A 13,298-nucleotide genomic window follows, 5' to 3' on the forward strand; every position below is an offset into this window, starting at 1 on the left:
CCTAGCCTGTTCCTATGTCTGATCCACTCGATCCCGGCCGCGCACCGGATCTCGTGCTGGCCTCCGCCCGGCTGCCCGGGGACCACGCCAGCTTCGACGTTCATGTCCGCGACGGCGCCGTGTCCGCGATCGTCCCAACGCGCCCGGACGTGGCTGCGGCCCCGGCCGGCACGCGGGTGGTGGATCTGGACGGCCGCTGCGTCATTCCGGGGCTGTGGGATGAGCATGTCCACATGACGCAGTGGGCACTGGCCTCCAACCGGCTTGACCTCTCCGGCGCCGGCTCGGCGCGCGAGGCGGCCGCCGTCGTCGGGTCTCACATCACTGACTCTCATGTCCCCGGCGTCGACGGCGGCGCCGGCACCGACGGCGGTGGGGCCGCTTCCGGAGCTGTCGCGACGCTGGTCGGCGTCGGTTTCCGCGATGCCGTCTGGCCGGACCTGCCCAGCCTGGACCTCCTTGACGGCGTGACGCGCGGCCGGCCGACGGCGCTTATCAGCCACGATCTCCATTGCGTCTGGCTCAACTCCGCTGCGGCCCAACGATACGGGGTGCCGGTGGATGCGGACGGGCTGCTCCGGGAAGATCCGGCGTTCGCCCTGACCCGTGAACTCGGCCGGCTCCCGGTTACGGTGGTGGATCCGTGGGTGCAGCAGGCGGGGAAGGATGCTGCCGCGCGGGGCGTCGTCGGGATCGTGGACTTCGAGATGACGTGGAACCGCGACGCCTGGCTGCGGCGGATTTCCGGCGGTTTCGCTGCCCTGCGGGTTGAAGCCGCGGTCTATGCGCAGGATCTTGACCGGGCCGTGGCCGAGGGGCTGCGGACCGGGTTGGAGGTGACCGGCAGCGGCGGGCTCCTGACCGTGGGCCCACTGAAGGTGCTGATCGACGGCTCGCTCAATACCCGCACGGCGTTCTGCGTCGACCCGTATCCGAACGGCGGCCACGGCCTGCTGACGGTGAGCGAGACCGAGCTGCTCGCCCTGCTGGTCCAGGCGCGGCGGGCTGGTTTTGTGCCGGCGGTCCATGCGATTGGGGACGCGGCCAACCGGGTCGCGCTGGATGCGTTTGAGGCGGCGGGCATCGCCGGGCGGGTGGAGCATGCCCAGTTTGTCCGGAGCGAGGATTTCGCACGCTTCGCCCGGTTGGGCGTGACCGCGAGCGTCCAGCCCGCGCATGCCCTTGATGACCGGGACGCCGCCGAGGCGAACTGGCCCGGCCGCACGGACCGGTCGTTCCCGCTCCGTTCGTTGGTGGCCGCCGGGGCAACGCTCGCCCTTGGTTCCGATGCTCCGGTGGCACCGCTGGATCCGTGGACTGCCATGTCCGCCGCCACGGCGCGGGCCCGGCAGGATGGCCGCGGGCCGTGGCATGCCGAGCAGGCCCTCACGCGGCAGGAGGCCCTCACGGCGTCAACCCGCGGCCGTGGCCGGCTCCGGGTTGGGGATCCGGCCGATATTGCCGTGCTCGACGGCGACCCGCTGACGGTTTCCGACGCCGAGTTTGCGGCCATGCCCGTGGCCGCCACATTGGTGGCGGGACGGTTTACTCACGGCGGTCTGTAGCCGCGTGAGATGCCTTGGCCAGGGTGCTTGGCCTACTTGCCTTTCACGCGCGCCTGGACGAGGTTGGCGAACGGCAGCCGGCCATGGTCTTCGCGGAACCGGGCGTGGTATCCGGCCTCCGCCCCGGTGACCGCCTCTGCCGGCAGCTCCTTCCAGGCAATCAGGAGGGAACCGGGGTCGGCGAGCTGCCAGATCAGCCGGCCGTCCCAATGGCCCGGCGGCTTGCCCTTGCCGAAATCGATGAACTCCTGGATTTGTCGACGAAGTCCGCGGTTGCCCTTGCTGCCGGCGCCCGCTTTCCCGATGTAGACGACGTCGGCGTCGTCAACCCACTCCGCGCTCAACGCAGACTCCGCTACGGAGGGCTCCTTCTTCTTGAAGACCCCCGCCGTGCTCTTGGGCAGGAACCCCGGCTCATAGCCTGCAGGCCGCAGCAGCGCGAAGATCCCGGTCCGCTGCGGGATCCGGTTGACGTCCGCTGCTGCGAGGGGCCGAAACCCCGTAAACCCGTCTTCTTTGAGTGTCTGTCTGTTGATCGGCATGGATTCCTTGACTTGGGGCAGTGTGCGCCCTTGAAGCTTACGGAAGAAAGCGTGCGGAAGTCCGTGCTCAGCCGCGCGTGAAGGTGCCCAGCCCGGTTTGATCGTAGAAGTCGAGCCTGACGCTCGGAGCCTTGGCGTCCGCGTTGGCGGTGACGCCGGCGGCACCCGTGGCGAAGATGGCCCCGGCGAGGCCGTTGGCGTTCTCCCCGATGGACTCAAAGCTGACGGTGGGAAACGGCCGGTCGCAGGCTCTGTCCGCGCTGACAAGATCTCTCCCGGCGTCGGCGTCGGCGACAAAGAAAAGACGCCCTCCACCCCGGTGGCAGCTTGGCGTCAGGCCTGCAGGTACCTTCGCGATCTCGCTATGAGAAGGCTCGGACACTTCAATGTCCCGAACAACCCGGCGTCGTCAGATGGTTACCTGCAGGTACTTAAAGCCTACGCCCGCCCCATCGCCAGAACCAGAGGAAGTAGGCCATTGACCCGCCCTTGGCGACCGAAATGAATGCCCCGCCCGAACCACCCCCTGCCGCGAAAGCGTAGAGTGGAGGAAGCCGCCTGATTCTGGACGCCAAGTGCTGAGGGAGAAATCGTGACGATTGACTGGGACGAAAAAAAGACCCTGCTGCAGGAGCCGAACATCGCCGCGGTGACGCAGCTGTGCGACGAACTCATGGAAAAGAAGCCTGGATCCGTGGTCCCCTACATCGACCCCATCCATGACGAGGACGAATGCAGGATCGTCAGCCTGCATATCAGCCCCGGCAAGGGCACGGAATCGGGGTTCGTCTCGCACTTCAATGACGATGAAGCCGCACGCCGCGCCACCTCCATCTACGAGGCCGCAGAGCTGGATCCCCGCTACGTCATGCCGTGGAATGCCTACCCGTGGATCCGCGATCCGGACGCCGCCTCGGCCCTCAACGTCCAGGAGAAGACGGACGGCCTGCGGCCCTTCCGCCAGTTCCTGAAGATTAACAAGCGGGTCTCGGCCGTGATTGCCCACGGCGCCGACGCCCACTCCTTCCTGACGCTCTTCGAGAAGACCTACCATTCCTCACTGAAGAACCATGGCGTCAAGATCTACAAGGCCACCGCGCTTGGCGGCCGCGCCTTCGCCGTCTCGGCAGCCAAACAGGAAGAGCTCCTCGCCAAAAACGTTGAGGTCTACAAAGACGCAATGCAGCGGGCCGGCATCCAGCACCTCTGAGGCATCGCGCCCCGGCAGATTACGACGCCGGCAGCTGCGGCGGTCGCGTGTTGCCGCCACATCCATACGATGCCGCCGGATTACGCCGCCGCCCGGTTTCGACGCCGTCGGCATCACCCCGACAGCAGCCTGCGCCTGTGCCTGAGCTCCTTGAGCCAGTCCCGGGTGACCATCGCCGAAAACGGCGCGGCGCCGTCGTCGGTCATCGAGCGGAACGCCGTACCCGCCTGAAGGTCGGTCAGCAGCGGCCCCGACGCCCTCAACGCCAGCTCAAGAACCTGCACGGCTGACCGCTCAGTCAGCCCCATCCCCGCGGCCCAGCCCAGGAAGTGCTTCCTCGAGATCCCCGTCCGCTTGCCGTCCAGGGTCAGGGCGAGTGTCTTGTCGCCATACACAACAGTGGAGGGGATGTCGTAGACCGGTGCGATGGCCCACTCCCCGGTTGGCTGCTGCACCATGGAAACGTTTTTGGCATGCAGGTCACCGTTGCCCGTAAGCCACGCAAATGCCGCCTGGAGAGCCAAATTCCGCAAAGCAGGCAGCGGAGCCGCGCAGTACGCCGCCAGCGCTTGGCACACCTGCCCGTAGCCCACGTTGTATTTGTCCGCCGGGTAAAGACCCAGCACCTGCGCTCCGTCCTCGACGGCGAGACGCTGCACGGCATCCGGCGACCCGGCCGCCGCCTTCGGACCCGCCGCCTTCGGAGCCGCCAATTCGGCGACAGGCACCCGGTCGAAGCGTTCAACGAGCAAGCCCGGCCGGCCAGCGACGTCGCGGATCAGCTGGACTCGGCTCAACGGAATCCGCAGCCGCGCCGCGTACCGGAACATCGCGTACTCGTTCTCGACGACGTGCGGGAACTCGGGCGCGTTGAGTTTGAGGATGTACCGCCGGCCGGAGCTGGCCACCGGCATGGAGATCATTCCCGCGGACAGCTTGTCCTGCACTCCGGCCAGTGCCACGGGGTCAATGAGCCCGGAGTCGCCCAGCAGGGCATCGAAATCGACGGGCGTCCCGGGGTCAAGCTCGACGGCGTGCTCGTCCGGGTCCAGCTTCTCGCCATGTCCGACGATCTGCACGTCACCCACCGGATTGGCGCCGGCCGCGATGAGCAGGGACAACTCATCGTCCACGCTGGTCTTGACGGAGCGGCGCAACGCATTTAGCCGCCGCCCCTCCGGCAGGAGCCCGGTGAAATACGGCGGAGCAGCCCCCGCCGCGGACAGGACGGGGTCCGCAGTCAGCGGCAGGGAACTTGCGACGGCGGGCCCGCCGGACGCCAGATAGGCCGGCAGGTAGCTGAACCTGGTGCCGCCGTCGTGCCGCTCCAGCCGCGCCGCCAGCAGGCCGGCCTTGTAAATATCCGCAATGCGGTGCCTCATGGCCGGGCCTCCGGGCCGTTCCGCTGATTGCCGTTTGCCGGCGGTTCGCTGGCACCTATATCTCCGCTGGTTGAAGGCCCGGCCAGCGCCCGGGCGGCGGCACTGGTCCGGGTCTGGATCCGGAGCTCCAGCCCAAGCGTGCCCAGGAGTGCCAGCAGGGAATCCAGCTGCACCGTGCGTTTGCCCTGTTCGACGAACCGGACGAAGCGCTCGGAAACCCCGGCCAATTCGGCCAGATCACGCTGGCTGAGCCGGAGCGCCCCGCGCCGGCCGCGGACCTCAGCGGCGAGGTCGTCCGTAAACGAGTTCCCCATGGCCGCCTTTCCGTTGATCAACTCACGTTTGACTCGCGCCTATAGGTACGAACGTGCCGTTTTGGGCGTATTTCCAGTATAGATCGGACAAACGCACCTGCACAGGGTAGTTCCGGCACGTTCGTACCGGCGGAGCGGGGCATCCAGTCATGGAATGGACCTTTCCGTCCGGAGGGCGCATGGCAGTGCCCCCAACGTTGAACTGCTCAACATCGGGTGGGCCGCCGTCGCCGTCACAATTGACACCCGGTGTGACGCCTGCCATATTTTAAGGCGTGAACCTGTCAGACAGCCGGACAGCAGGACAGCCGTTGGCCCGCCTTAGCGCGGCCGAGGCAGTCTTCAATGTCCTCCGCTCCGAAATCGAATCCGGCAAGCTCGGCGTCGGCACCAAGCTGAGCTCCGAGGCCAACCTCGCCCAGGAGTACGGCGTGAGCCGCTCGGTGGTCCGCGAGGCACTGCGCTCATGCACCGCCCTGGGCCTGACGGTCACCAAGACCGGGCGGGGAACGTTCGTCGTCGCCAACCACGTGGCCAAGGACCTGGTCCTGGGCCAATATTCCGCGCACGACCTCACGGAGGCGCGTCCCCATATCGAGGTTCCTGCCGCCGGTTTGGCTGCCGAGCGCCGATCACCCGAGGAACTGGCCATGCTCCGGGACGTCGTCGCCGCGATGACCGGCGAGGACGACCCCGAAGTCTGGGTGGGCCTGGACTCCAGCTTCCACGCATTGATCGCGCGGGCAAGCCGGAACAAAGTGTTCGAAAACGTCGTCGCGGACATCCGCGACGCCCTCGCCCACCAGTCCGAGACCCTAAACATGGTGGCGGACCGCCAGCACGCGTCCAACGAGGAACACCGGCGCATCCTGGCCGCCATTGAAGCCGGCGACGCCGCGACGGCGCGCATCGCCATGAGCCAGCACCTCCATGCGGTGGGCATTGCCCTCGACTCGATCCTCAACCCCTGACGCCAGACGTCAGCGCCTGACACCCCTTTTCCGCAAGCACCGGGTCAGCAACACAGTGACCACCCACAACCACCCCGCCAAAAGGACGCAATGATTTCTCCCGCCCTCGCGCACATCCCGACCCCGCTGGCCCAGGAGCGGCTCCCGCAACACGCGCCACTCGCGGTCCAGACCCGCGACGGCATCGTCGAAAGCGTCCACTACGGCTCGGCCATCGCCACCGCGGCGGACGGCCGGATCCTCCTGGCCGCCGGCGAGCCCCTCGCCCCGTTCTACCCGCGGTCCGCCCTGAAGCCCCTGCAGGCCGTCGCCATGGTCCGCGCAGGCCTTGACCTCCCGGACGAGCTCCTTGCCCTCACGGCAGCCAGCCATTCGGGCGCCGCAGCCCACCGTGACGGCGCGCTCCGCATCCTGGACCTGCATGGGCTGACCCCCGAGGACCTCGAGAACAGCACCGACCTCCCCTACGGCGCCCGCGAGCGGGAGGACTGGCTCGGCGACGGCGGCCAGCCCACCCAGCTGGCCCAGAACTGCTCCGGAAAGCATGCCGCCATGGCCGCCACCTGCGTCATCAACGGCTGGCCGGTCCGGGGCTACCTGGACCCGGAACACCCGCTGCAGCGGCTCGTGGCCCAGACCGTGGTGGACCTGACCGGCGAGGACCCGCAGCGCACCACCACTGACGGCTGCGGGACCCCGCTCTTCGCCCTGACGCTGCGTGGCATGGCGCGCGCGTTCGGACGTCTGGCCGCGGCGGAGGGTTCCGACGGCGGTGCGGAAGCCGCCGTCGCCCGAGCCATGCGCAGCAACCCCGAGATGGTTGCGGGCGAGGACCGGGATGTCACCGCCCTGATGCGCCTGGTTCCCGGTTTGCTGGCCAAGGACGGCTTCGAGGGCGTCCAGCTGGTGGGCCTCCCGGACGGCCGCGCCATCGCCGTAAAGGTCTCCGACGGCGGAGACCGGGCCCGGATGCCCGTCACCGTGCGCCTCCTGGCCGCGCTCGACGTCGACACCTCCCCCTTGGCGCGCCTCGCCGCGATCCCCGTGCTGGGCGGCGGCCGGCCCGTCGGGCTGCTGCAGGCCACCGATTTCCCGGCTGCCCCCAGTTCGTTCCCCCAGACCTCCAACGCCTCCGACGACCTGTAAGGACCGCCATGACATCGCCCGACGAACGTGCAGACTTCCGCTCCGAACACGACCTCCTGGGCGACCGGGATGTTCCCGCCGACGCCTACTGGGGCGTCCACACCCTCCGGGCCGTGGAGAACTTCCCGATTACCGGCCAGCCGCTCTCCTCCAACATGTACCTGGTCCGCGGGCTGGCCGCCGTGAAACTGGCCGCCGCACGCACCAACCACGAGCTCGGACTGCTCGACGCCCAGCGCGCCACAGCCATTGAGGAAGCCTGCGCCGACGTCCTGGACGGCAAACTCAGCGAGCAGTTCGTGGTCGACGTCATCCAGGGCGGTGCCGGGACGTCGTCGAACATGAACGCCAACGAGGTCATCGCCAACCGGGCCCTGGAAATCCTCGGCCACCCGAAGGGCGACTACGCCCGGCTGCACCCCAACGACCACGTCAATCTCAGCCAGTCCACCAACGACGTCTACCCCACCGCGGTCAAGCTCGGCACGATCTTTGCTGCCCGGGAACTGCTGGAAGCGCTCACCGAGCTCGAAGACGCCTTCGCCGCGAAGGCCCTCGAGTTCCGCACGGTGGTGAAGATGGGCCGCACGCAGCTCCAGGACGCCGTCCCCATGACCCTCGGCCAGGAATTCGGCACCTACGCCGTCACGATAGGCGAGGACCGGCTCCGCCTGGCCGAGGCCGACCTGCTGATCCATGAAATCAACCTCGGCGCCACCGCGATCGGCACCGGACTCAACGCGCCGGCCGGGTACGCCGAGGCCGCCTGCCGGCACCTGGCCGAAATCACCGGCCTGCCCCTGGTCACGGCCGTGGACCTGATCGAGGCCACCCAGGATGTCGGCGCCTTCGTGCATCTTTCCGGCGTCCTCAAGCGGGTGGCCGTGAAGCTCTCCAAGATCTGCAACGACCTCCGGCTGCTCTCCTCCGGCCCGCGCGCCGGATTCGGCGAAATCAACCTACCGGCCGTGCAGTCCGGCTCCTCGATTATGCCCGGCAAGATCAACCCGGTCATCCCGGAAGTGGTCAGCCAGGTCGCCTACGAGGTGATCGGCAACGACGTCACCATCACCATGGCCGCAGAAGCCGGCCAGCTCCAGCTCAACGCCTTCGAACCCATCATCGTCCACAGCCTCCACAAGAGCATCTCCCACCTGGAAGCCGCCTGCCGCACCCTCACGGCCCGCTGCGTCCGGGGCATCACCGCCAACACCGAACACCTCCGCCTCACTGTGGAGCAGTCGATTGGCCTCGTCACCGCCCTGAACCCGCACCTGGGCTACGCCACGGCCACGGCCATCGCGCAGGAAGCCCTCGCCACCGGCAAGGGGGTCGCGGAGCTCGTGCTTGAACACGGGCTGCTCACTGCCGAGCAGCTCACCGAGCTCCTCAGCCCGCAGCGCCTGGCCAACCTGAGCAAGTAGCGCACCCTCGAACCCCGAAGGACCCCGATGACTCATCCCGAAACTGCCCGTGCCCAAAAACAGCCAGCCCAAGAACTGTCGGCCCAACAACAGGCCGTCTCCGACCACACCATTCCGGCGCATGCCCATGCCTCCGGGGCCGCGCTCCACGCCGAGGACCAGGGCTACCACAAGGGCCTGAAACCCCGGCAGGTCCAGATGATCGCGATCGGCGGTGCGATCGGCACTGGCCTGTTCATGGGCGCCGGCGGCCGTCTCGCCACCGCCGGACCGGCCCTGATCATCAGCTATGCCGTCTGCGGGTTCTTCGCCTTCATGATCCTGCGCGCGCTCGGCGAACTCGTCATGCACCGGCCGTCGTCGGGCTCCTTCGTCTCCTACGCCCGCGAGTTCTTCGGCGAGAAAGCCGCGTTCGTCACGGGCTGGCTGTACTGGCTGAACTGGGCCATGACGGCGATCGTGGACATCACCGCCGTCGCGCTGTACATGAACTTCTTCAAGAAGTACTGGGCGCCCATCGCGGACGTGCCGCAGTGGACCTGGGCCCTGGCAGCCCTGATCCTGGTCCTGGGCCTGAACCTCATCAGCGTCAAGGTGTTCGGCGAGCTTGAATTCTGGTTCGCGCTCATCAAGGTCGTGGCGCTGGTGTCCTTCCTGGTCGTGGGCATCTACTTCGTCATCTTCGGCACGCCCGTGGCAGGCCAGGAGGTCGGCTTCAGCCTGATCGCGGACAACGGCGGCCTGTTCCCCAACGGCCTGGTGCCGGCCATCGTGGTGATGCAGGGCGTCGTGTTCGCCTACGCCTCGATCGAACTGATCGGCACCGCCGCCGGCGAGACGGAGAACCCGGAGAAGATCATGCCGCGGGCCATCAACACGGTGATCGTGCGCATCGCGGTGTTCTACGTCGGCTCGCTGGTGCTGCTCTCCCTCCTGCTGCCCTACAGCTCCTACAAGGCCGGCGAAAGCCCCTTCGTGACGTTCTTCGGCTCCATCGGCGTGGACGGCGTGGACGCCATCATGAACCTCGTGGTCCTCACCGCGGCGCTGTCCTCGCTCAACGCCGGCCTCTACTCCACCGGCCGGATCATGCGTTCGATGTCCGTCTCGGGCTCCGCGCCGAAGTTCGCAGCGCGGATGAACAAGTCCGGTGTCCCGTATGGCGGAATCGCGCTCACCGCCGCCGTCGCGGTGCTGGGTGTGGTCCTGAACGCCGTGGTCCCGGCCGAGGCGTTCGAGATCGTCCTCAACGTCGCATCGCTGGGCATCATCAGCACCTGGGCCATGATCGTCCTGTGCCAGATGCAGCTTGCCCGGCTCGCCGCCCGCGGGGAACTCCTCCGGCCCGCTTTCCGCATGCCGGGCGCACCCGTCACGGGCTGGATCACCCTGGCCTTCCTCCTGGCGGTGCTGGTCCTGATGGCCTTCGACTCGCCCGTGGGAACGTGGACCATCGCGTCCCTGGTGGTGATCATTCCGCTCCTGATGCTCGGCTGGCGCCTCTGCCGGGACCGCATCCTGGAAATCGCCGCTGTGCGCGACGGGTTCACCGGCCCGTACCCGCTCGTCGCCAACCGCCCCGCAGGGAAGAACGCAGCGGGCACCGACGGGATTTCGGAGTAGCACTCCGGCGTTACGCGGCCGCGTCTGCGGCCGCGTAACGCAACGTCCCCGCAACCCCTCGCGCACCCGGTTCGCATATGCTCAGCTCAAGACTCAACATGGCTCAGCGACGAACCACCCGGGAGACAGCTCATGACCAACTGGCGGATCAGGGATTTCCATTCGGCCGATCTAGACGGGATCCTGCACCTCTGGGAGTCCCTGAAGGCCACCAACGTCGAGCCGGTCTACGCCCTCTCCGAGGTGCTTGCCTCCTGCGAAAAGGACCATGCCGTCGTCGCGGTGCAGGGCGAGCAGGTGGTGGGCGCCGCCGTCGGACGGGCCGCGCATGACCAGGGCTGGATCGTTTTCCTGGCCACGCTGCCGGATTTCCGGGGCCGCGGCATCGGCACGTCGTTGCTGGCCGCGGTGGAGAACAGGATGGCCCCGCACGGGCTGAACAAGCTCTCGGCCCTGATGCCCGAATCCGAAACCCGGGTGGAGGCCTTCCTCGGCCGCGGTTTCGCGCTGAAGAAGAACCTGCGTTACTTCGAGCGGAAAATCCCGGTCCAGCGCCAGGAACTGGAACCCCTCAGCCTGCTGGGCGGCCGGATCCTGGCCCGCGACCTCTGGGAGAACGTGGCGGGCATGCGCCGCGAAAAGGAACTCCTGGAACGCCGGCTGGTTCTTCCGCTGGCTGAGGCCGACCTCGCCGACGAATACGGGGTGGTGCCGCCGCGGGCGGTGGTCCTCTTCGGCCCTCCCGGCACGGGCAAGACGACCTTTGCCAAGGCGATCGCGTCCCGGTTGGAGTGGCCGTTCGTGGAGGTCTTTCCCTCCCGGCTGGCCGCCGACCCCAAGGGGCTGGCCGGGGCGCTGCGCGAGACCTTCCTGGAGATCGCCGAACTGGAGCACGCCGTCGTGTTCATCGACGAGGTGGAGGAGATCGCGGCGCAGCGCTCGGGCGAGCCGCCTTCTCCGTTGCAGGGTGTCACCAACGAGCTGCTCAAGATCATCCCGGCCTTCCGCGAACAGCCCGGCCGGCTCCTGGTCTGCGCCACCAACTTCATCCGCGCCCTGGATTCGGCGTTCCTGCGGCACGGCCGGTTCGATTACGTCATCCCGATCGGCCTGCCGGACCGGCAGGCCCGCGAGGCCATGTGGCAGCGCTTCATCCCCGCCGCCGTGGTGGACGACGTCGACGTCGAGCTCCTGGTGGACCGCGCCGAAGGCTTCTCCCCCGCGGACATCGAGTACGCGGCCCGCAGCGCCTCCCAGCGGGCGCTGGAAAAAGCGGTGTACGACGACGGCGGTGCAGCCTCCGGTGGCAGCGCCTCAGTCCGCGAGGCGGTCCGGAAGGGCCCCTCGACCCAGGACTACCTCGATGCGATCGCCGAAACCCGGACCACGGTCAGCCCCGAAGTCCACCAGCAGTTCCTTGAGGACATCGACGCCCTGGGCCGGGTGTAGACCGGCGCCCTGGCCCGCCCAGGTGACCTGATTCACAAGGCTGCAACCTCGTCGCAACCCTCGCCTCCCTAGGCTCTAGGCAACGGCCATCATCCGGCTCAGCACATGTACCGGCGATGATCGCCTCACCCACACCCCTTGTGAGGCTTTCGGCGGACAACGGGCACCCACGGCCGGCTTCTGGCGTGATGCTCAAATTCAGGCCGGCGCACTATTTGCTGCGGCTACAAGCGACGAAGGAATATCGACAATGACGACGATGAAAGCTGCTGTTGTTACCGAATTCGGCAAGGACCTCCAGATCCAGGACCTTCCGGTGCCCACCCCGGGACGAGGCGAGGCCCTGGTCAAAGTACTGACCAGCGGGGTATGCCACACAGACCTGCACGCCGCGGAGGGCGACTGGCCGGTCAAGCCGTCACCGCCGTTCATTCCCGGCCACGAAGGCGTCGGCGAGGTCGTTGCCGTCGGGGAGGGCGTCACCGATCTGGCCGTCGGCGATCTCGTGGGAAACGCCTGGCTCTGGTCGGCCTGCGGCGACTGCCAGTACTGCCGGACCGGCTGGGAAACCCTGTGCGAGGCCCAGCAGAACGCCGGCTACAGCGTTGACGGCTCCTTCGGCGAGTACATGCTGGTCGACAGCCGTTTTGCCGCCCGCATCCCGGCCGGCTCGGACCCGGTGGAAGTCGCACCCGTGCTCTGCGCCGGCGTGACCGTCTACAAGGGCCTGAAGATGACCGAGGCCAAACCGGGCCAGTGGGTCACCATCTCCGGCATTGGCGGGCTGGGGCACATCGCCGTGCAGTACGCCGTGGCCATGGGCCTTCGGGTCGCCGCGGTGGACATCGCGGACGACAAACTGGCCCTGGCCAAAAAGCACGGCGCCGAGCTGACGGTCAACGCCCTGCACGAAGACCCTGCCGAAGTCATCCAGCGCGAAACCGGAGGTTGCCATGGAGTCCTGGTCACCGCAGTGCACCCGTCAGCGTTCGGCCAGGCCATCGGCATGGCACGCCGCGGCGGAACGATCGTTTTCAACGGCCTGCCGCCGGGGGACTTCCCCGCGCCGATCTTTGAGATTGTGCTCAAGGGCCTGACAGTCCGGGGCTCCATCGTGGGAACCCGGCAGGACCTCGAGGAGGCCCTGGACTTCTACGCCCAGGGCAAGATCCACCCCACGGTTTCCACCCGGAATCTCTCCGAGGTCAATGCCGTCCTCGATGAAATGAAGCACGCCAAGATCGACGGCCGCGTGGTCCTCAAGTACTGAGTCACTAGGTACTGACCACTCCTGGCTGCCTGCGGCGGCGTATCCCTGGGCGCGCCTGGGGATGCGCTGCCGCGGCTTCCCACACCCGCACGCATATTCACCGCAGTCCATCTCCACAGCAATCCATCTTCACAGCGGTCCATCTTCACAGCCGTCCATCGACCAAAAGAACAGGGGTTACCCATGTCCAACGCCCGCACCGCGGCATCATCCAGCCTCCTCCGGGGCGGCGATGCGTTTGAGAATCTGTCGCAGGAGGACCGGCGGTTCGCGCCTTCGGCGGAGTTCGCGGCGAATGCGGTGGTGACCGCGGGTGAGTATGCCGAGGCCGACGCGGACCGGCCCGCGTTCTGGGCGAGGCAGGCCCGGGAACTGCTGGACTGGTCCCGGGACTTTGACCAG

12 protein-coding genes and 1 pseudogene are annotated in these 13,298 nt (G+C 67.7%); 9 read left to right on the forward strand and 4 right to left on the reverse strand.

What is annotated here, in order from left to right:
- Positions 1-14: 14 nt before the first annotated feature.
- A complete protein-coding gene (locus AC1DDO_RS21245; protein ID WP_476972713.1) occupies positions 15-1,565 on the forward strand; it encodes an amidohydrolase in 1,551 nt (516 codons plus the stop codon).
- Positions 1,566-1,597: 32 nt separating this feature from the next.
- Here the strand turns inward: AC1DDO_RS21245 and AC1DDO_RS21250 are convergent, their stop codons facing one another.
- A complete protein-coding gene (locus AC1DDO_RS21250) occupies positions 1,598-2,107 on the reverse strand; it encodes a hypothetical protein (protein ID WP_476867473.1) in 510 nt (169 codons plus the stop codon).
- Positions 2,108-2,174: 67 nt separating this feature from the next.
- Positions 2,175-2,489: a hypothetical protein gene (locus AC1DDO_RS21255; RefSeq protein ID WP_476867472.1), complete on the reverse strand. Its 315-nt coding sequence runs from the start codon at positions 2,487-2,489 to the stop codon at positions 2,175-2,177.
- A 210-nt stretch (positions 2,490-2,699) separates the two neighbouring features.
- Here AC1DDO_RS21255 and AC1DDO_RS21260 point away from each other — a divergent pair, with 210 nt between their 5' ends.
- A complete protein-coding gene (locus AC1DDO_RS21260) occupies positions 2,700-3,317 on the forward strand; it encodes a uracil-DNA glycosylase family protein (protein WP_441411126.1) in 618 nt (205 codons plus the stop codon).
- Between the two features lie 113 nt (positions 3,318-3,430).
- Here the strand turns inward: AC1DDO_RS21260 and AC1DDO_RS21265 are convergent, their stop codons facing one another.
- Both AC1DDO_RS21265 and AC1DDO_RS21270 read right to left on the reverse strand, forming a co-directional pair.
- Positions 3,431-4,699: a type II toxin-antitoxin system HipA family toxin gene (locus AC1DDO_RS21265; protein WP_476867471.1), complete on the reverse strand. Its 1,269-nt coding sequence runs from the start codon at positions 4,697-4,699 to the stop codon at positions 3,431-3,433.
- Positions 4,696-5,013: a type II toxin-antitoxin system Y4mF family antitoxin gene (locus AC1DDO_RS21270; protein ID WP_476867470.1), complete on the reverse strand. Its 318-nt coding sequence runs from the start codon at positions 5,011-5,013 to the stop codon at positions 4,696-4,698. Before AC1DDO_RS21270 ends, AC1DDO_RS21265 begins: the two co-directional genes overlap by 4 nt.
- A gap of 275 nt (positions 5,014-5,288) precedes the next feature.
- Between AC1DDO_RS21270 and AC1DDO_RS21275 the strand changes: the two genes are divergently transcribed.
- The 7 genes and pseudogenes from AC1DDO_RS21275 to AC1DDO_RS21305 form a co-directional block, all read left to right on the forward strand.
- Positions 5,289-5,984: a FadR/GntR family transcriptional regulator gene (locus AC1DDO_RS21275; protein WP_476867469.1), complete on the forward strand. Its 696-nt coding sequence runs from the start codon at positions 5,289-5,291 to the stop codon at positions 5,982-5,984.
- Positions 5,985-6,074: 90 nt separating this feature from the next.
- A complete protein-coding gene (locus AC1DDO_RS21280) occupies positions 6,075-7,130 on the forward strand; it encodes an asparaginase (protein ID WP_476867468.1) in 1,056 nt (351 codons plus the stop codon).
- A gap of 8 nt (positions 7,131-7,138) precedes the next feature.
- Positions 7,139-8,554: an aspartate ammonia-lyase gene (locus tag AC1DDO_RS21285; RefSeq protein ID WP_476972714.1), complete on the forward strand. Its 1,416-nt coding sequence runs from the start codon at positions 7,139-7,141 to the stop codon at positions 8,552-8,554.
- A 27-nt stretch (positions 8,555-8,581) separates the two neighbouring features.
- Positions 8,582-10,177, forward strand: coding sequence for an amino acid permease (locus tag AC1DDO_RS21290; protein ID WP_476867466.1), 1,596 nt, complete (start codon positions 8,582-8,584; stop codon positions 10,175-10,177).
- A gap of 132 nt (positions 10,178-10,309) precedes the next feature.
- Positions 10,310-11,626 carry an ATP-binding protein gene (locus AC1DDO_RS21295; protein ID WP_476867465.1) on the forward strand — a complete coding sequence of 439 codons (1,317 nt, stop codon included), beginning with the start codon at positions 10,310-10,312 and terminating at the stop codon, positions 11,624-11,626.
- Positions 11,627-11,885: 259 nt separating this feature from the next.
- Positions 11,886-12,896: an alcohol dehydrogenase AdhP gene (gene adhP, locus AC1DDO_RS21300; protein ID WP_441411140.1), complete on the forward strand. Its 1,011-nt coding sequence runs from the start codon at positions 11,886-11,888 to the stop codon at positions 12,894-12,896.
- Between the two features lie 183 nt (positions 12,897-13,079).
- Positions 13,080-13,298: pseudogene (locus tag AC1DDO_RS21305) on the forward strand (acetyl-coenzyme A synthetase); the annotation flags it as partial.

It is taken from the genome of Arthrobacter sp. 10N43 (genome assembly GCF_056394525.1).